An 18702-nucleotide genomic window follows, 5' to 3' on the forward strand; every position below is an offset into this window, starting at 1 on the left:
GGGCTGGGGGCGTGCATAAGTCGAAACGGTTGCGGCCTGTGCACGGTTCGGGGGCTGGGGGCGTGCATAAGTCGAAACGGTTGCGGGTTGTGCACGGTTCGGGCGCACCCGCCGTGCATAAGTCGAAACGGTTGCGGGCTGTGCACGGTTTGGGCGCACCCGCCGTGCATAAGTCGAAACGGTTGCGGGTTGCGCACGGCGTGCACGCCTGTGGACAACTTCTGCGGGCGTATGCCGGGTCGGTGCATCCTCTGGAAGCATGACAACTTCGTTCAAGGGCAAGGCAATTCGCACCGACGCAGACCTGCTGGCACGCTGGCGGGAGCTCATGGGGGAGGGCGGCTTCGGCCGGCGCTGCCTCTGGCTGATCTTCCTCAACGCACGCGGCAGACAGGCCGACCTGGTGATGCCGGTCGACGAGATCCCGATGCGACCGGACCCGCAGGAGATCGCGGGCATCGCCCGGTTCATCGCGATGATGCGCGATCAGGTGGGTGTCGCCGAGGTGCCGCTGCTGCTGTCCCGGCCGGGACCGTCGGAGATCACCGAGAACGACCGCCGCTGGGCAATCGCGCTCACCGATGCGTTGTGCGACCAGCAGCCGCGGTGGCCGATCCATCTGGCAACCAAGAACCGGGTGCAGGTCTTCGCACCGGACGACCTGATCGCGTTGGACCCGGGAGCGTGATGGGACGTGGTCAGGCAGGCGCGAGGAACGCCGTGAGCGCGTCGGCGTACATCCGCTGATCCTCGGTGCCGACGAGTTCGCGCACCGAGTGCATCGACAGCGTCGGCGCGCCGAAGTCGACTGTGGTGACACCCGTCAGCGCCGACGTGATCGGCCCGACCGTCGACCCGGACGGCAGGTCCGAGCGCACCACGAAGCTCTGCATCGGCACTCCCGCCTGCTCGCAGGCCAGCGAAAATGCTGCGGCACCAGCCGAATCCGTTGCGTAGCGCAGGTTGTTGTTGACCTTGAGCACCGGGCCGCCGTTGATCGCGATGCGGTGTTGCGGCTCGTGGCGGTCGGCGTAGTTGGGGTGGGTCGCATGCGCCATGTCACCTGACGCGACCACACTGCCGGCAAGTGCACGGTGCAGGTCCTCGCGGTCGCCGCCGAGTTGCCGGGTGATCCGCTCGAGGACTGTCATCAGGAAGGCCGACTGCGCGCCGCGCTCGGAGACCGAGCCGATCTCCTCGTGGTCGAAGAGGGCCAGCACCTGGGTCGTCGGCGCGTCCGGGCCGTCCTCGGTGGCCCTGATCAGGGCGCGGGTGCCGGCATACGACGTGGCCAGGTTGTCCATCCGCGCCCCGGAGATGAGCTCGCCGCGCCGACCGAACAGTGCGGCCGGCTGCAGGTCGAAAGTCATTGCGTCCCAAGCGAGTACGTCTCGCGGGGACACGTCGAGCACCTCGCCGAGGAAGGCTCGGAAGTCGTCCGGGGTGTCGCCGAGGCCCCAATGCGGGACCAGGTGCTGCTGGGGATTGAACTGCTCACCGTCGCGCGCCGACCGGTCCAGATGTATGGCGAGCCGGGAGATCCGCAGGATCGGGTCGTCGACCTCAAACAGCAGCTCGCTCGTCCCGGACGCTGTGCGCACCGCCACCCGTCCGGCGATCCCGAGATCGCGATCCAGCCAGCTCGGGGCGATCAGCCCGCCGTACGGCTCGACCCCGAGCAGCTGCCAGCCCGCGCGAGCCAGGTCCGGCTGTGGCTTGATCCGGAAGTTGGGGGAGTCGTTGTGCGCGCCGACCACCCGCAGGCGGGCTGTCGGCCCGTCGGCGTGTTCGCTCGACCAGGCGATCAGCGAGCCTGCGCGGACCACGAACCAGCGGCCTGGCTCGGCCGGCCACTCATCCTGCTCGGCCAGCTCGGTGAAACCGGCACTGCGCAGTTGGCGTGCGGTCTCGGCACAGGCATGAAACGGTGTCGGGCTCGCGCCGAGGTAGTCGATCAGACCTGCCGCGACCTCGCGGGCGGCGGTTGCCTGCTCCGCCATCAGTTGCCGGAGTCCTGCAGGCCGCCGCGGGCCTGTTCCAGCCAGGCCCGCCGTGCCTTCAGCGACTCCTGCAACTCCTTGATCTTCTTCTGGTTGCCCTTCTCCTCCGCCTGGGTCAGCTCGGCCTGTAGGTCGGCGACCGCCTTCTCCAACTGGTCCACCATCGACTGGGCGCGGGCGGCGAGCTCGGGGTCGGTCTTCTTCCACTTGGAGTCGTCGGCCTCACGGACCGCGGTCTCGACGCGGCGCATTGCCTTCTCGATCCGGTCCATGTCCTTGCGCGGCACCTTGCCGGCGGCATCCCACTTGTCCTGGATCTTGTGCAGTGCCGCCTTGGTGGCTGCGAGGTTCTTGACCGGCAGCAGTGCCTGGGCCTCCTTGAGCAGTTCTTCCTTGACGACCAGGTTGGCCTCGAACTCCTTGTTCTCCGCCGCAGTGACCTCGTCCTTGGCGTTGAAGAACGCGTCCTGGGCCGCCTTGAAGCGTGCCCAGAGCTTGTCGTCGTCCGTGCGGGAGGCGCGCCCAGCCTGTTTCCACTCGCCCATCAACCGCTTGAAGGCCGAGGCGGTCGAGCCCCATTCCTTGGACGCCGAGAGCCGCTCGGCCTCCGCGATCAGGCGCTCCTTGCGCTGCTTGACCGCGGCGTGTTCCTCGTCGAGGCGTGCGAAGTGCGACCGGCGGGTCTTGTCGAAGCCGTTGCGGGCGGCGCTGAACCGCTGCCACAGGGCGTTCTCGGTCGGCTTGTCCAGTTTGGCGCCGGACCGCTGCAGGTTCTTCCACTCATCGAGCAGCGCACGCATGCGTGCGGTGCTCTGCTTCCACTGCACCTTCTCCACCGGTTGCGCGGCGATCTGCTCGGCCTCGGCAACGACCGCTTCGCGCTGCTCGGCAGCGGCTGCACGCGCGGTGGCGCGAGCCTCACCCTCCACTTGAGCCTTCGCCTTGAGGGCGGTCGCGATCTGTTCGACCGTGGCGTCCAGCTGCGCCAGATCGCCCACGACGTGGGCGTCGCCGATCTGCGCACGCAGGCCGCGCAGACCCTCGTGCCCGTCGTGCACCGACAGGTCGGTCTGCACCACACGCTGCAGCAGCAGGTTGGCCGATGCCGCCAGCTCGTCGTACTTGCGCGCGAAGTAGGCCAGCGCCTCCTCGTGGGTGGCGTCCGGGTAGGAGCCGACCTCACGTTCGCCGTCCGGGGTCCGCACGAAGACGGTGCCGTCTTCGGCGACCCGGCCGAACGACGCCGAGTTGCTCGGTGCCGGCGGCGTCGTGGGGGCGGCGGCGGCAGCAGGCGCAGCCGGCGGGTGCGGCTTGATCGAGGCCGGCGAGGGCGGGGCGGGACGCGCAGTCGCCGGCACCGCGGCAGCGGCCTGCGCCGCATCGGCCGGGGGAGTCGCCTCCGGTGCGGCAGGAGTCTGCGCGGCGTGCTCGGTGCCCTCGCCGTTGTCGGCGGTGGCCTGGGAGGAGTTCTCGGGAGTCGAGTTCTCGGGTGACATGGTGTTCATGCCTTCTTCTCGGTGACGGTGACCTTGATGATGCTGATCGGCTGTTTCGGCGGGCCGTCGCCGTTCGGGCTCTCGGTGCCGGCCTTCGCCACAGCTTGCACGATGTCGAGGCCGCCGGTCACCTTGCCGAAGATCGAATAACCGCCGCCCTCGGTCGGCAGCTGGGTGTCGTCATACACGATGAAGAACTGGCCGCCGTTGGAGTCCGGGTCCTGAGTGCGGGCCATCGCCACGCTGCCGGCCGGATACTGACCGGTCGCTGGTGCGTTCTCGATGCCGAAGCCGTAACCCGGCGTGCTGTTGCCGCTGCCGGTCGGGTCGCCGCACTGCAGCACGAAGATGCCGGATGTCGTGACCCGGTGACACGGGCTGTCGTTCCAGTACTTACCCGCCAACTGCACGAACGACGCGACGGTCTGCGGCGCCTTGGACCCGTCGAGCTCGAAGGTGATCACACCGCAGTTGGTGACCAGCTTGGCTACGAAGGTCTTGCCGGCCGCGGCAGCCTTGTCCGGCAGCGAGTATGTCGGCGCGCTCGTCTGCGGCTTGGGCGGTGTGGTGCAGGTGATGCCGCTGGCCGCCTCCGCGGATGCCAGGCCGAGGGACGCGCTCTGCCGGTTCGGATTCGGGCTGCTGGAGCCGCAGGCCGTCAACGTGGTGACCGCGATCAGGCAGGAGGCGCCCAGGACCGAGCGGGTCCGGGTGAGACGCACAGGTGGTTCTCCTTGTCATGGGCGTATGGCGCAGGCGTGCCCGACGCAAACGCGCTCAGTCTAGTGAGCGGGCCAACCGATACGCTCGCCTGCGTGCTGACCGTGTCGTTCCCCGCCGAAGCGTTCGCGACCAACTGTTACGTGCTGGCCCCCGGCGCCGGTGAGGAATGCGTCGTCGTCGACCCCGGCATCGGCGTGCTCGACACCCTCGGTGAGGTGTTGCGGGAGCACAAACTCAAGCCGGCGGCGGTGCTGCTGACCCACGGTCACATCGACCACGTCTACTCGGTCACCCCGGTGTGCGGCGGCCAGCTCGGCGCCTACATCCACGCCGACGACCGCTACCGGCTGCGTGACCCGCTGAGCTCGCTCGGCCCGGAGCTGATCGGCATGTTCGAGCAGCAGTTCGGCCGGGCCGCGACCTGGACCGAACCGTCGGACATCGTCGAGGTGCACGATCGCGAGCAACTCGATCTGGCGGGGCTGCGGTTCGGCATACGACATGCGCCCGGGCATACCGAGGGGTCGGTGATGTTCGACCTCGACCAGGTGCCCGACGGGGTCTCCGACGAGGCGGCGGTGTCCCGCACGACCCTGTCCGGAGACGTGCTCTTCGCCGGGTCGATCGGCCGCACGGACCTGCCCGGCGGGGACCACGCGGCGATGCTCAAGTCGCTGAAGGACGTCGTCCTGCCCCTGCCCGACGACACGCTGGTGCTGCCCGGTCACGGACCCGGCACCACGATGGCGCGCGAACGCGCCACCAACCCGTACCTGCAGAACCTTTAAGGACCTTTTCGACAACATGGCAAGCAAAGTGACCCCGATCAGCGGGTTCCAGGAGTGGCTGCCCACCGAACGCATCGCCGAGCTGATCGTGCTCGACACGATTCGCGAGGTCTTCGAACTGCACGGCTTCGCCTCGATCAACACCCGCGCGATGGAGCCGGTCGACCGGCTGACCGGGCAGGGGGAGGACGCCGACAAGGAGATCTACGGCGTACGACGGCTCGCCGCCGGTCCCGACGACACCGGCGACGTCTCGCTCGGTCTGCATTTCGACATGACCGTGCCGTTCGCGCGCTACGTGCTGGAAAACTCCGGCAAGCTGACCTTCCCGTTCCGCCGCTACCAGATCCAGCCCGCCTGGCGCGGGGAACGGCCCCAGCGCGGCCGCTACCGCGAGTTCATCCAGGCCGACGTCGACATCATCGACGAGGGCGGGTTGCCCGACCACTTCGAGGGCGAGCTGCTGCTCGTCGTCGCGGACGTCTTCTCCCGGCTCCCGATCGGGGACTACCAGATCCACGTCAACGACCGGAAGATCTGTGAGGGCTTCTACCTCGGGCTCGGCATCGAGGACGTGACGGGCACCCTGCGCATCGTCGACAAGCTGGACAAGATCGGCGCCGACGGCGTGCGCAAGCTGCTCCTCGATGCCGGATGTACGCCGGAGCAGGCCGACCAGTGCCTTGCGCTCGCCGAAATCCGTTCCGAGGACACTGGATTCGTCGAGCAGGTGCGCGCGCTCGGGGTGCGGCACGACCTGCTCGACGAGGGCCTGGCCAAGCTCGCGGCGGTCATCGAGGTCGCCAACGAGCACGCCCCGGGCGTGGTCGTCGCGGACCTGCGCATCGCCCGTGGTCTCGACTATTACACCGGCACCGTCTACGAGACGATGCTCACCCGAGACCCGGGTTACGGCTCCATCTGCTCCGGCGGCCGCTACGACGCCCTCGCCACCGACGGCAAGCGCACCTTCCCCGGGGTGGGCATCTCGATCGGCGTCTCCCGGCTGCTCGGCAAGCTGATCACCGAGGAGGGCCTCACCGCGTCGCGCGAGACGCCGGTCGCCGTGCTGGTCGCGGTGACCGACGAGGATTCGCGGCCGGAGTCGATGCGGGTCGCGACCGCGCTGCGCTCCCGCGGCATCCCGACTCTGGTCGCACCGAAGGCGACGAAGTTCGGCAAACAGATCCAGTTTGCCGACCGCCGGGGCATCCCGTTCGTGTGGTTCCCGAGTGCGGACGGCGACGAGGTCAAGGACATCCGCAGCGGCGATCAGGTCGCCGCCGACCGGGCATCCTGGAGTCCGCCTTCAGAGGACCTGCGGCCGTCGCTGGTCGTGCCCGAGAGGTTGTAGTCCGGCCGTAAACCCAAGGACCGCAAGTAGTTTCGGACGAGCGCGTCGGTGATCTGCGGGTCACCGGCGCGCCAACCGGCCGCGACATCCGGCCCGGCCGCCGCAATCGCGCGCGCCGACAGGCGGCCGAGTGCGTCGAGGGCGACCACGTCGCGTCCGCCGGGCAGCCGCAGCAGCGCAATCGACCGCCCCGCACGGCGCGCGTAACCCACTCGCAGCACCGCCCAGCCGACGATCGCGACCAGCACCGGCACCAGCGCGACCTCGAAACCGATGGCGGCGCCCACTCGGCCGAGGTTGTCGGCGAGCTGCTGCCCGGCGTGCTGCAGCTGGGTGCCCGCGTCGGCGGCCTGGTCCACCGGCTTGCGCACCCGGCCGCCGATGACGGGCGCCTTGGCCAGCACGCCTGCGGCGTCGTGCAGATGCGTCGAGATCTGCTCGCCACCACGCTCCACCTTGCGGGCACCCGCGGCGGACGCCGCGACCTGCCGATGGGCGAGGACACCGAGCCATAACCAGCCGGCCAGCCAACAGAGCGTGAGCAGGTCGAAACCGATCTGTCGGCACCGGCGACGACCGGCATCGGCATACCACTTCATCTGACTTCCCCCGCATCCACGTATCAGTGACGGGACCGGCGAGAATGGCGTTCCGTGAGTACCACTGCGTTGCAGCGTGCGATGCGCGGCTGGCTGGACCACCTGCGGGTCGAGCGCGGCGCGTCGCAACACACCCTGCGCGCCTACGAACGCGATCTGCGGCGGTATGCCGAGCACCTGGCAGGTCAGGGGGTGACCACACCGGAGCAGGTGCGGGAAGCGCAGGTCAGCGATTTCCTCGCGACCTTGCGGGAAGGCGACGCCGACCACCAGCCGCTCGCCGCGTCGTCCGCCGCCCGCACCCTGGTGGCGGTGCGGGGGTTTCACAAGTTCCTGACGCTGGAGGGCGACACCCCGCAGGACGTCGCGTCCGCGGTCGCGCCCCCGAAACCACCGCGGCGGCTGCCGAAGGCGATCCCGTTGGACCAGGTCGAGCGGCTGCTCGACGCCGCGAGCGTCGGCGACACCCCGGCCTCGCTGCGCAACCGCGCGCTGCTGGAGTTGCTCTACGGCATCGGTGCCCGGGTCAGCGAGGCCGTCGGCCTGGACGTCGACGACCTCGACTTCGAGCACGACAGCGTGCGGGTGCTCGGCAAGGGCGGCAAGGAGCGGGTGCTGCCGATCGGGCGGTTCGCCAAGGAGTCGCTCTCGTCATACCTGACCAGGGCGCGGCCGGTGTTCGCCGTCCGCGGCACGGGTACGCCGGCGCTCTTCCTCAACCAGCGCGGCGGTCGCCTGTCGCGGCAGTCGGCCTGGAACATCATCCAGGCGGCGGCCAAGCGGGCCGACCTGACCGGCCACCTCAGCCCGCACACGCTGCGGCATTCCTTCGCCACCCACCTGCTCGACCGCGGGGCCGACGTGCGCGTCGTGCAAGAGCTGCTCGGGCACGCCTCGGTGACCACCACCCAGATCTACACGATGGTGTCGGTCCAGCAACTGCGGGAGGTGTTCGCCAGCTCACATCCACGAGCGCACTGAGACCTTCGACTGCGCCTCGCCGCTCACAGCCCGCGGACGATGTAATAAGTTGGGCCGCGATCGCCGAGAGGCCGAACGACGTCATACCCGGGAGTGCAACTTGAGTCCGAAGGAGCAGATCGGCCCTACCGGCCGCCCGCTGCCGACCTTTCCCGCACCCAAGGAGCTACGCAGCCACGGTCCTGCGCGCATCATCGCGATGTGCAACCAGAAGGGCGGCGTCGGCAAGACCACCAGCACCATCAACCTGGGCGCGGCGCTCGCCGAATACGGCCGCAAGGTCTTGCTGGTCGACTTCGACCCGCAAGGCGCGCTCTCGGTCGGGCTAGGCATCCGCGCCCACGAGCTGGACACCACGATCTACAACCTGCTGGTGTCCCGCGGGACCGACATCCACGACGTCATCCAGCACACCGCAGCTGCGAACCTCGACGTGCTGCCGGCCAATATCGACCTGTCCGCCGCCGAGGTGCAGCTGGTCGGTGAGGTCGCCCGAGAGATGGTGCTGGCCCGCGTGCTGCGCCCGGTCGCCGACGAGTACGACGTCATCCTCATCGACTGCCAGCCCTCGCTCGGTCTGCTCACGGTCAATGCGCTCACCGCCTCGCATGGCGTGATCATCCCCTTGGAGTGCGAGTTCTTCGCGATGCGCGGTGTCGCGCTGCTGGTCGAGACCATCGACAAGGTCACTGACCGGCTCAACCCGCGGCTGGAGATCGACGGCATTCTCGCCACGATGTATGACGGGCGCACGCTGCACAGCAGGGACGTCGTCCGGTCGGTGGTGGACCACTTCGGGGACAAGGTCTTCCACACCGCGATCAGCCGGACGGTGAAGTTCCCCGACGCCACGCTCGCCGCGGAACCGATCACCACCTACGCGTCACACCACGGCGCGGCCGAGGCCTACCGACAGCTCGCGCGAGAGCTGATCTCCCGCGGCGACGCGGCCTGAGATGGACACCACCGAGCGGGCCGAGCCCGAGGTGGTGCCGGCCGAGGTGAACGCCCCGGATATCTCCGACGCGTCGACACCCGAACCGGTCGTTCCTGGCGGCGTCATCACCCGCCGCGCCGCAGCCGCACCCTTCGAGGTGCATCTGGACATCTTCTCCGGGCCCTTCGAGCTGCTGCTCGGGCTGATCTCCAAGCACAGGCTCGACGTCACCGAGATCGCCCTCGCCAAGGTGACCGACGAGTTCATCGCGCACATCCGCAAGGCGCAGGAGGCCGCCACCGACTGGGACCTCGGACAGGCCTCGGAGTTCGTGCTGATCGCGGCAACCCTTTTGGACATCAAGGCCGCTCGGCTGCTGCCCGACATGCGCGCCGACGACGAGGACGACCTGGCGCTGATCGAGGCCCGCGACCTGCTCTTCGCGCGGCTGCTGCAATACCGCGCGTTCAAGGAGGTCTCGGCATCGCTCGCGCAGCAGATGGAGACCGCGGGGCGGATGACCGCGCGACAGGCGGGGCTGGAGGAGCGTTTCGCCAAACTGCTACCGGAGCTGATCATCAACGTCACGCCGGAGCAACTGGCCCGCATCGCCGCGCAGGCGATGACACCGCGGCCCGAGCCGTCCGTCGGGTTGACCCATCTGCACGCCCCCGCGGTCAGCGTGCGGGAGCAGGCCGCGATCGTCATCGCCGAGCTGCGCGACCGCGGGCAGGCCAGCTTCCGGTCGCTGGTCGCCGACGCCGAGTCGACCCTGGTGATCGTCGCGCGCTTCCTCGCGCTGCTGGAGCTCTACAAGGAGGCGGCGGTCAGCATGGAGCAGGAGGAAGCGTTGGGGGAGTTGACCGTTCGCTGGACGGGCGACGACGGCCAGGACGTCCAGGTGAGCGACGAATTCGACGAGCAGGACCGCCCGGAGAACGACTCGGAAGGAGATGAGGACGATGACTGACAACGACGCACCGGCTGAGCCGGACGTTGCCGAGCCGGACGTTGCCGAGCCGCAGGCCCCCGAAGTGGCCGAGGAACCCGTCTTCGAGGTGCACGAACTGCCCGGCGGCGCCCGCAGCGCGATCGAGGCGGTGCTGATGGTGGTCGATCAACCCGTCACGGCCGACGAACTCGCCGTCGCCCTCGAACTCCCGGTCGACGAGGTCACCGCGATCATCGAGGGCCTCGAAGCCGAATACGAGCAACAGCAGCGAGGATTCACGCTGCGCTGCATCAACGAGGCGTGGCGCGTCTACAGCCGCCCGGCATACGCGCCGGCGGTGGAGAAGTTTCTGCTGGACGGCCGGCAGGCCAAGCTCACCCAGGCGTCCCTGGAGACGCTTGCGGTCATCGCCTACCGCCAGCCGATCTCCCGGGCACGCGTCAGCGCGGTGCGCGGGGTCAACGTCGACGGCGTGATTCGCACGCTGGTGACCCGCGGGCTGATCGTCGAGGTCGGGGCCGAGGGCGAACAAGGGGCGATGCTCTACGGCACGACGCCCTATTTCCTGCAGCGGCTCGGCCTCAGCTCGCTCGACGAGCTGCCGCCGCTGGCGCCATACCTGCCTGATGCGGATGTGGTGGACGAACTCATCGAGCAGGGGCACGGATGACCGGCACCAGGGGTAAGAGCAACACCGGCGGTTCGCGTGGCGGACGAGGACGACCGGGTGGTGCGCGTCGTGGAGGGAGTTCCGCCCGGTCGCAGCGTCCGAATCGCAGTGCACCACAGGCAAGTTCGAGCAAGCCGGACATCGACGTGCACGACCCGGATGGCGTGCGGCTGCAGAAGTTGCTCGCGGCGGCGGGTGTCGGCAGCCGCCGCGTGTGCGAGGACCTGATCACCCAGGGACGCGTCGAGGTCGATGGGCAGGTGGTCCGGGAACTCGGTGTCCGCATCGACCCACTCCGCCAGAGCGTGCACGTCGACGGTGACCGGGTGCAGCTGGACGAGTCCCGCGTCTACCTCGCCTTCAACAAGCCGCTCGGCATCGTGTCCACGATGAATGACGAGCTGGGCCGTCCGTCGGTCGGTGACTATCTGGAGCAGCGCAAGGATCGGCTGTTCCACGTCGGGCGCCTCGATCAGGACACCGAGGGCCTGCTGCTGCTCACCAACGACGGGGAGCTGGCCAACCGGTTGCAGCACCCGTCATACGGGGTGCCGAAGACGTATGTCGCCATGGTGCCCGGACCGGTGCCGCGCGCTCTTGGCAAACAACTGCGTGACGGAGTCGAGCTGGAGGACGGGAAAGTCGCGGTCGACTCGTTCAAGGTGGTCGACTCGACCCCCGGTTGGGCGCTGATCGAGGTGGTGCTGCACGAGGGTCGCAAGCACATCGTGCGCCGGATGCTGGAGGCCGTCGGGCACCCCGTCGAGTCCCTCACCCGCACCGACGTTGGTCCCGTGCGGCTCGGGGATCTGCGTCCGGGCAAGATGCGCCCCCTCACCAAACAGGAGGTTGCCGGCCTCTACAAGGCGGCGGGGCTGTGAGCGCCGAGCCCACCACGGTCCGCGTCGTCGGCACCGGGCTGATCGGGTCATCGATCGGCCTTGCGTTGTCCGGCAAAGGGATTCGGGTATCACTCAGTGACCCGTCACCGACCGCGCAAGCGCTGGCTCGTGATCTGGGTGCCGGCTCGATCGGCGAGGCCGAGGAGCCTGCGGTCGTGTTCGTGGCCGCACCTCCGGACGTGGCCGCCGAGGTCGTCGCTGCCGAGCTGCGCCGGTGGCCGGCCGCCGTCGTCACCGACGTGGCGTCGGTCAAGCAGCAGATCGCCGACGATGTGCGGGGGCTCGTGACTCCCGACCAATTGCGGCGGTATGTCGGCAGCCACCCCATGGCCGGGCGCGAACGGTCGGGTGCGGTCGCCGCGCAGGTCGACCTCTTCGAGGGGCGCACCTGGGTGGTGTGCCCGCAGCCGGAGTCGGATGTGGCAGCGGTCGACGCGGTGCAGGACCTGGCCGCGCGCACCGGTGCTGCGGTCGTCACCATGCCCGCCGATGAGCACGACGCTGCAGTTGCGGTTGTTTCGCATCTGCCGCAGGTCGCCGCCTCACTGGTCGCGGCGCAGCTCCGGGAGGTGCCTGATGACGCAATTGCGTTGGCAGGCCCCGGGATTCGGGATGTGACGCGCATCGCTGCCAGCGATCCGATGCTGTGGACCCAGATCCTGGCCGGGAATGCCACCGCGGTCGCGCCGGTGCTGCGACGGGTCGGCGAGCAACTCGCCGCAGTGCTCGACTCGATCGAGGCGTTGGCCGGCGCGGACACCTCAGCGGATGGTAGTCGCGGCGCCGTCGCACATCTCATCGCCGAGGGACAGCTCGGTCACGCGCGCATCCCCGGCAAGCACGGTGCGGCGCCCGCGACCTACGCCACGCTGGTCGTGCCGATTCCCGACGAGCCCGGTGCGTTCGCCAGACTGTTCAACGACGTCGGCGACGCCGGGATCAACCTGGAGGACCTGCGCATGGAGCACGGTGTTGGCGCGCCGGTCGGTCTGGTGGAGCTGTCGGTGCTGCCTGGTGTGGTGGAGCGGTTGCGAGACGTGTTGGAGCACAAGGGATGGAGCGTTCATGAGTAAGTCGCTGGTGGTCGCGATCGACGGGCCGTCCGGCACCGGGAAATCGAGCGTCTCCAAGGCGGTTGCCAAGCAGTTGGGACTGGCCTACCTCGACACGGGTGCCATGTACCGCGCGCTGGCGTGGTCCTGCCTGGATGTCGCCATCGACTTCGACGACGAGGCCGCGGTCGCCGAGCAGAGCCGCACCTTCGACCTGCGGATGGGCATGGACCCGGCGGCTCCGAGCGTTGCGGTCGGCAGCCGGCGGATCGATCGGGAGATCCGCGAAGACGCCGTCACCTCAGTGGTTTCGCGGGTCGCGACCAACCTCGCGGTGCGCGCCGACATGCTCACCCGGCAGCGGTCGCTGATCGCCGAGGCGGTGCAGCGCAGCGCAGGTGTCGTCGCGGAAGGCCGGGACATCACCACCGTGGTCGCGCCCGACGCCGACGTGCGGATCCTGATGACCGCCAGCGAAGAAGCCCGTATGGCGCGCCGCTCGCGGCAGTTGCGGGTGTCGGCGGAGTCCACCCGCTCCCAGATCGTCGAGCGCGACCGCACCGACTCGACTGTCTCGCAGTTCACCACCGCTGCCGACGGCGTCGTCACCGTCGACACCTCGCAGATCGACTTCCGGCAGTCGGTCGCCGCAGTGCTGCACGTTGTCAAGGAGGTAGTCGGTGGCGACCTCGACCTATCGACCCCGGCTGGTTGACGCCGCCCGCAAGTTTGGCTGGGGGCTTGCCCACACCCTCTACCGGGTGCGGGTGCTGCACGCCGACCGGATGCCGCGCACCGGTGCTGTGGTCGCGGTGTCCAATCACGTCGGATTTGTCGACGGCCCACTGGTTTTCATCTTCGCGCCCCGCCGGCTGCGATTCCTGGTGAAGCGTTCCTACTTCACCTCAGCCTGGGGTGCTCTCCTGCGCGGCACGGGCCAGATCCCGATCGACCAGAACAACGCCGACCGGCAGGCCCTCGCCACCGCCCGCGAGGTGCTCGCGAGCGGTGAGGCGGTCGGCATCTTCCCCGAGGGCACCCGTGGCACGGGATCGGTCGAAACCGCCCAGCAGGGCGCCGCATGGCTGGCCCAACAGACGGGGGCGTTGCTCGTCCCGGTCGCGGTGCTCGGCACCGCCGGCACGGGGGAAAGGGACTCCTGGCCGAAGCTGCGCTCGCAGGTGCGGCTGGTGATCGGCGAGCCGTTCCCGCTGAGCGAACGCCCCGGCATACCGGGTCGGGAGCGGCTGCGCCTGGCGACCGAGGAGCTCCGGGAGAAGCTCGCCGCCCACGTCGCAGCCGCCCAGGCCGAGACCGGGTTACGACTGCCAGATCAGTCGCCGCGCAACTGACGCAGCAGCCCATGGCGGTCGACGACGTTCCAGTGCTCGTAGATCTTGCCGTCGACGATCCGCACGATGTCGATGTTCTCGAATGCGACGATGCGGCCGGTCGCGGCCACCCCCATCCAGGGACCGGTGTGCCTGCCGTGGAATCTCTTGTAGGTCACCACCTTGTCGCCTTCGGCGAGCTGGTCGCGGACCTCGACGTGGAAGCCGCTGAACGCATCGAACAGCTCCTGGTGCGCTTGGTGGACGGCCGACGGCCCATGCGGGAAGTCGGGCCGCTCGGAGTGGTCGGCCGCGTTCGGGTGGATCAGCTCCTCAAGCACCGCGGGGTCGTGGTCGGCGGTCGACTGGTATTCGCGGCAGAACCGCAGGATGACGTTCTTGTTGCGTTCGAGCTCGGTGGCCTGGTCGATGACAGACATGAATCTCCTTGATGGGGTGGGTGTTTGGCTGGGTTCAGTCGATCGGCCGGGCGAGCTGCGCGAGCTTTGCCGCGTCCCGCTCGGGACGGATCAGCAGCGCACCGACGACGGCTGACACGAGCAGGAGGGTTGCGGTCAGCAGGAACATCCGGTTGAACCCGTCGAGCTGGACCGTCGCGCCGTCGAGGAACCAGCCGGTGACGGTCGGGCTGAGCACCGCGCCGAGGGTGGCGAGGGCGCTCATCAACCCGAAAACACCACCGCGTTGTCCGGTCGGAGTGATCTCCGCGGTGACGGCCACCATCACGACTCCCATGACCATGCAGAGACTGAACGCGATCGTGATCAGCGTCAGTTTGGCCGTGGGGGACTCGACGTGGGGGAAGGCGAACAGTGCGATCGCGCTGATCAGCACCAGCGCCGCCGGGATGTATCCACGGTGCACCCGGCTGGCGACGCCGCGGCCGGCGAGCATCCGGCTGGCGGTCGGCTGGGCGAGGAAGATGATGCCGATCACTACCCACGGGAAGGTGTTGAGCACGCCAACCTGGCTTGCGCTGTAACCCAGGCTCTTGAGGTACTTCGGAAGCCAGGTGGTCATCAGCGCGCTGTTCCACTGGACGACGAATCCGGCGATGAGACAGGCGATCCAGCTGCCGGTGGAGATGATGGACCGCAGCGGGACAGTGCGACCCTCGAGCAGGGCAATGGACCGGCTGGTGTCTTTCGCACCGACCTCGCGTGCGTCGGACGGCCCCTCGCGCCCGACCACGAGCCAGATGGCTGCCCAGACCAGGCTCGCGACCGCGAGCACGCCGAACGCGCTCTGCCACCCGTGGTTGACGATGATCCAGGTCAACGCGGGCGAGGCGACGATCACACCGGCCGCCGCCCCGGACTGGATGAGTCCGGCGACCAGGTTGCGCTCCCGGTTGTCGAACCACTTGAAGGCCGCGTGCTGGGTGATCGGGATCGACGGCCCTTCGGCGAAGCCGAGCAGTGAACGCGACGCGACCAGCACGCCATACGAGGCGACGGCCGCGACCGGGGCCATGCTGAGTGTCCAGAGCACGGTGATGACGACCAGGATCCAGCGGCACTGGATCCGGTTGGCGAGGAATCCCGCTCCGACCGCGGAGACGACGAAGAACGCGAAGAAGATGCTCTGCAGGTTGCCGACCTGCGTGTTGCTGATGCCCAGGTCCTGCGACATCGGCGCGACCGACAGGCCGAGCACGGCCTTGTCCGCGAAGTTGATCATCATCAGCGCGAAGAGCAGGACGACGATCAGCCACGCTCTCCGGCGGGACGCACCGACGGGGGCGGGAGGCGTCGCCGTCGGGGTGGCTTCGGCGAGGTGAACAGGGGGAGCGGGGGATTGCTGGGTCGACATGACGTAGTCCTAATCTGGATGCAATGTGGCCCGGGTCACATGAACGTATGGCGGGAATCACACGCAAAGCAAGCGGTTTCGCAAAACTGATTCGCAATGTGCATGCAATATTCCAGTCAAGTCGGCGTTGTGGCCGCCCTCAATCGCCCGATTCTTCGATTCGGTGACGGGTCCGGGATGATGGACCAATGACCGATCCGACCGACCACGATGTGGACGCATCCGACGCCACTGTTGAGCACGCACTGCGAGTCGGCCTCGACGACTTCGACCTCAGCGACGAGGACCGCGCGCTACTCGATGCCGACGGCGCCGACTTCGGCGAGGAAGGTGAGGCCGGCGGTCGTCCAGTGGTGGCGATCATCGGTCGTCCCAACGTCGGGAAGTCGACTCTGGTCAACCGCGTGCTCGGCCGCCGAGAGGCTGTCGTCGAGGACGTGCCCGGCGTGACACGCGACCGCGTCGCCTACGACGCGGAATGGTCCGGGCGCGACTTCACGCTCGTCGACACCGGCGGTTGGGAAGTCGACGCCAGTGGCATCCATCTGCGAGTGGCCGAACAGGCAGAGGTGGCAATCGAACTCGCCGACGCCGTGCTCTTCGTGGTCGACGCAACGGTCGGCGCCACCGACACCGACGAGGCCGTGGTCAAACTGCTGCGCCGCTCGAAGAAGCCGGTCGTGCTGATCGCCAACAAGGTCGATGACCAGCGGACCGAGGCGGAGGCCGCGGCGCTGTGGTCGTTCGGCCTCGGACAGCCGTGGCCGGTCTCGGCACTGCACGGCCGCGGCACCGGTGACGCACTCGACGCCCTGCTCGAGGTGCTGCCGGAGAAGTCGGCGGTAGCGGCATACCAGCGTGGTGGGCCGCGCCGCGTCGCGCTGGTGGGGCGCCCCAATGTCGGCAAGTCGTCGCTGCTGAACAAGCTCGCGGGCGAGGACCGCGTCGTCGTCGACAACGTGGCCGGGACCACTCGTGACCCGGTCGACGAGCTCATCGAGCTCGGTGGCCAGACCTGGCGGTTCGTCGACACTGCAGGCATCCGGCGGCGCGTCCACATGACCCGCGGGGCCGACTTCTACGCTTCGCTGCGCACCCAAGCCGCAATCGAAAAGGCCGAGGTGGCAGTCGTGCTCATCGACGCCGAGGACAACATCGCCGAGCAGGACATCCGCGTTGTGCAGCAGGTCATCGACGCCGGCCGCGCCCTGGTGCTGGCATTCAATAAGTGGGATCTGCTCGACGAGGAGCGCCGGCACTACCTGGAGCGCGAGATCGAGCGTGACCTCGCGATGGTCAGCTGGGCGCCGCGGGTCAACGTGTCCGCGCGCACCGGCCGCCACCTGGAGCGGTTGGTGCCGGCACTGGAGGTGGCGCTCGACTCGTGGGACCAGCGCATCCCGACCGGCAAGCTCAACTCCTTCCTCGGTGAGGTGGTGGCCGCGCACCCGCACCCGGTCCGCAGCGGCAAGCAGCCACGCATCCTCTTCGCCACGCAGGTCTCGACCCGCCCGCCGCGCTTCGTGATCTTCGCCTCCGGCTTCATCGAGGCGGGCTACCGCCGCTTCCTGGAGCGCCGGCTGCGCGAACAGTTCGGCTTCGAGGGGACTCCGATCGAGCTGTCGGTGCGGGTGCGCGAGAAGCGCCGCCGATAGCGGCCCGCGCCGGGCGTCGGGCACCCAGCCGGCCGATTGGGTGAGGAGGGTGCCCGTGCGATATCGTTTCCGTCGCCCTCCGGGGCATCGGGCTGTGGCGCAGTTTGGTAGCGCACTTGACTGGGGGTCAAGGGGTCGCAGGTTCAAATCCTGTCAGCCCGACGTCACGAAACCGCCGACTTGTCGGCGGTTTTCGCGATTCTCGTCGGCAGTTTCGCCGGGTGATCGGGCGCGGTCAGTGACTGCGTAAGGCGTCGATGAGTTCGTCCTTGCTCATCGAGGACCGGCCGGAGATCTCGAGCTCGGCGGCTCGCTTGTCGAGCTGGTCCTTGGTCCAGTCCTCGTATGCCGGGTGCTCGCCGCCCCTGCGGCCCACCTCGGAGCGCGAGGTGTCGGCGGCCGCATTGGCGATCCGCGCCGACTTCTCCTTGCTGTTGCCCTCGTCGCGCAGCTTCTCGTAGAGCTCGTCATCCTTGACCGACGGTCCGGGCTTCTTCTCGGGCATGTGCGGGTGCTCCTCTCCGACTGGCGGATGTGCACCCTTCTGCCTACCCGGTCGCGGCGACCTGACACAACCACCTGACCCGACCACCTGACCCGAGCGCCTGACTCGAGCACCGGGCAGGGGTCAGCCGAAACGGCGTCGCGTCGAGGCGTCCGCCGGCAGGAACGTCTCCAGGTGCAAACCTTCCAGGGCCGCGTCCGTCGCAGTCGTGAGGCGTGCCGTCGTGCTGAAGAACCGCAGCGTGCCGTCGGCCGTCTCCAACTCCAGCGTGACGACCGGGCCGGTCACCGCGGGGCCGTCAGGCGCGTCGACGAGCGCAGCGAGCTCGTCGAGCTCATTGACGAGACCGGCGTGCCGGGCATCCCGGGTCTGGAGCGCCCGGTGTCGCAGTTGCCGCAGCAGATGCCCGGACCACTCGGCGAGGTTGGCGATGCGCGGCGCCAGCCCTTGCGGGTCGACACAGAGCCGCAGCACGTTGATCGGCGGTTCGAGCAGATGCGGCGCACAGCCGACGAGCAGTGCGTCCACCGCGGCGTTGGCGTCCACCACGTCCCAGTAGTCATCGAGCAGCAGCGCCGGGTAGGGCAGATGAGCGTCGAGCAGGTCGCGCAGGCCAGCCATGACTCCCGCGAGCGAGTCGTCGTCGAGCGAGCTGTCGCCATACCGCGGCGCGAAGCCGCCGGCAAGCAGCAGCCGATTACGTTCTCGCAGAGGGATATTCAGCTGCTCCGACAGATGCAGGATCATCTGTGGCGTGGGTCTCGCCTTGCCCGTCTCGACCCTGCTGAGGTGGCGCGTCGACACCGTCGAGATGTCCGACAGCGCCTGCTGGCTGAGCGCCCGACTCTCCCGCCATTCGCGCAACAACTCACCCACGGCAGCAGTCATGGTGGCCAGCGTATGGCGCGGCTTCCTCGCCGCCAT

General features: G+C 68.7%; 20 protein-coding genes and 1 tRNA gene. 13 read left to right on the forward strand and 8 right to left on the reverse strand.

The window, feature by feature from the left end; genetic code table 11:
- The first annotated feature begins 259 nt into the window (after nt 1-259).
- Nucleotides 260-688, forward strand: a complete 429-nt coding sequence (locus N2M23_RS14205) for a hypothetical protein (RefSeq protein ID WP_265446330.1) — start codon at nt 260-262, stop codon at nt 686-688.
- 10 nt (nt 689-698) lie between these two features.
- On the opposite strand, the gene N2M23_RS14210 is transcribed toward N2M23_RS14205, so the two are convergent.
- The 3 genes from N2M23_RS14210 to N2M23_RS14220 are packed head-to-tail and all read right to left on the reverse strand — an operon-like array spanning nt 699 to nt 4218.
- Entirely contained in the window at nt 699-2000 is a 1302-nt protein-coding gene (locus tag N2M23_RS14210; protein ID WP_265446331.1) for a M18 family aminopeptidase, read from the reverse strand.
- The gene (locus tag N2M23_RS14215) at nt 2000-3505 is read right to left on the reverse strand and encodes a DUF349 domain-containing protein (protein ID WP_265446333.1); all 1506 of its coding nucleotides are present in this window, start codon (nt 3503-3505) and stop codon (nt 2000-2002) included. Before N2M23_RS14215 ends, N2M23_RS14210 begins: the two co-directional genes overlap by 1 nt.
- Nucleotides 3502-4218, reverse strand: a complete 717-nt coding sequence (locus tag N2M23_RS14220; RefSeq protein ID WP_265446334.1) for a peptidylprolyl isomerase — start codon at nt 4216-4218, stop codon at nt 3502-3504. The genes N2M23_RS14215 and N2M23_RS14220 overlap by 4 nt, the downstream gene beginning before the upstream one ends.
- A gap of 93 nt (nt 4219-4311) precedes the next feature.
- Here N2M23_RS14220 and N2M23_RS14225 point away from each other — a divergent pair, with 93 nt between their 5' ends.
- Nucleotides 4312-5007, forward strand: a complete 696-nt coding sequence (locus tag N2M23_RS14225) for an MBL fold metallo-hydrolase (RefSeq protein ID WP_265446335.1) — start codon at nt 4312-4314, stop codon at nt 5005-5007.
- A gap of 16 nt (nt 5008-5023) precedes the next feature.
- Entirely contained in the window at nt 5024-6361 is a 1338-nt protein-coding gene (gene hisS / locus N2M23_RS14230; RefSeq protein ID WP_265446336.1) for a histidine--tRNA ligase, read from the forward strand.
- On the opposite strand, the gene N2M23_RS14235 is transcribed toward hisS, so the two are convergent.
- Complete coding sequence (locus tag N2M23_RS14235) at nt 6280-6960, reverse strand: hypothetical protein (protein WP_265446337.1); 681 nt, start codon at nt 6958-6960, stop codon at nt 6280-6282. The two genes, hisS and N2M23_RS14235, sit on opposite strands and share 82 nt — an antisense overlap.
- A gap of 54 nt (nt 6961-7014) precedes the next feature.
- On the opposite strand from N2M23_RS14235, the gene xerD reads away from it, so the two are divergent.
- The 8 genes from xerD (at nt 7015) to N2M23_RS14275 (ending at nt 13806) form a co-directional block, all read left to right on the forward strand.
- A complete protein-coding gene (gene xerD / locus N2M23_RS14240) occupies nt 7015-7941 on the forward strand; it encodes a site-specific tyrosine recombinase XerD (protein WP_265446338.1) in 927 nt (308 codons plus the stop codon).
- 100 nt (nt 7942-8041) lie between these two features.
- Complete coding sequence (locus N2M23_RS14245) at nt 8042-8896, forward strand: ParA family protein (RefSeq protein ID WP_279672270.1); 855 nt, start codon at nt 8042-8044, stop codon at nt 8894-8896.
- 1 nt (nt 8897) lies between these two features.
- Nucleotides 8898-9848, forward strand: a complete 951-nt coding sequence (locus tag N2M23_RS14250; RefSeq protein WP_265446339.1) for a segregation and condensation protein A — start codon at nt 8898-8900, stop codon at nt 9846-9848.
- Entirely contained in the window at nt 9841-10500 is a 660-nt protein-coding gene (gene scpB, locus N2M23_RS14255; RefSeq protein ID WP_265446340.1) for an SMC-Scp complex subunit ScpB, read from the forward strand. The genes N2M23_RS14250 and scpB overlap by 8 nt, the downstream gene beginning before the upstream one ends.
- Entirely contained in the window at nt 10497-11381 is an 885-nt protein-coding gene (locus N2M23_RS14260) for a pseudouridine synthase (RefSeq protein ID WP_265446341.1), read from the forward strand. Before scpB ends, N2M23_RS14260 begins: the two co-directional genes overlap by 4 nt.
- Nucleotides 11378-12475, forward strand: a complete 1098-nt coding sequence (locus N2M23_RS14265) for a prephenate dehydrogenase (protein WP_265446343.1) — start codon at nt 11378-11380, stop codon at nt 12473-12475. Before N2M23_RS14260 ends, N2M23_RS14265 begins: the two co-directional genes overlap by 4 nt.
- Nucleotides 12468-13169, forward strand: coding sequence for a (d)CMP kinase (gene cmk, locus N2M23_RS14270; RefSeq protein ID WP_265446344.1), 702 nt, complete (start codon nt 12468-12470; stop codon nt 13167-13169). The genes N2M23_RS14265 and cmk overlap by 8 nt, the downstream gene beginning before the upstream one ends.
- Nucleotides 13135-13806 carry a lysophospholipid acyltransferase family protein gene (locus tag N2M23_RS14275; protein WP_265446345.1) on the forward strand — a complete coding sequence of 224 codons (672 nt, stop codon included), beginning with the start codon at nt 13135-13137 and terminating at the stop codon, nt 13804-13806. Before cmk ends, N2M23_RS14275 begins: the two co-directional genes overlap by 35 nt.
- On the opposite strand, the gene N2M23_RS14280 is transcribed toward N2M23_RS14275, so the two are convergent.
- Nucleotides 13788-14225, reverse strand: coding sequence for an ester cyclase (locus N2M23_RS14280; RefSeq protein ID WP_265446346.1), 438 nt, complete (start codon nt 14223-14225; stop codon nt 13788-13790). The genes N2M23_RS14275 and N2M23_RS14280 overlap by 19 nt on opposite strands.
- A 34-nt stretch (nt 14226-14259) precedes the next feature.
- A complete protein-coding gene (locus N2M23_RS14285; protein WP_265446348.1) occupies nt 14260-15618 on the reverse strand; it encodes an MFS transporter in 1359 nt (452 codons plus the stop codon).
- 188 nt (nt 15619-15806) lie between these two features.
- On the opposite strand from N2M23_RS14285, the gene der reads away from it, so the two are divergent.
- Together der and N2M23_RS14295 are read left to right on the forward strand one after the other, a co-directional pair.
- On the forward strand, nt 15807-17273 hold the full coding sequence (gene der / locus N2M23_RS14290) for a ribosome biogenesis GTPase Der (protein WP_265446349.1): 1467 nt from the start codon (nt 15807-15809) through the stop codon (nt 17271-17273).
- 88 nt (nt 17274-17361) lie between these two features.
- Nucleotides 17362-17435 (forward strand) — tRNA-Pro (locus tag N2M23_RS14295).
- A 73-nt stretch (nt 17436-17508) separates the two neighbouring features.
- Here N2M23_RS14295 and N2M23_RS14300 read toward each other — a convergent pair.
- Both N2M23_RS14300 and N2M23_RS14305 read right to left on the reverse strand, forming a co-directional pair.
- Nucleotides 17509-17778 (reverse strand): DUF7218 family protein, encoded by a 270-nt coding sequence (locus N2M23_RS14300; protein ID WP_265446352.1) that lies wholly within the window; start codon nt 17776-17778, stop codon nt 17509-17511.
- Nucleotides 17779-17901: 123 nt separating this feature from the next.
- Complete coding sequence (locus N2M23_RS14305; RefSeq protein WP_265446353.1) at nt 17902-18666, reverse strand: helix-turn-helix domain-containing protein; 765 nt, start codon at nt 18664-18666, stop codon at nt 17902-17904.
- Between the last annotated feature and the right edge of the window lie 36 nt (nt 18667-18702).

This window comes from Flexivirga meconopsidis, assembly GCF_026162425.1.
In the GTDB taxonomy this organism is placed as follows: Bacteria; Actinomycetota; Actinomycetes; order Actinomycetales; family Dermatophilaceae; genus Flexivirga; species Flexivirga meconopsidis.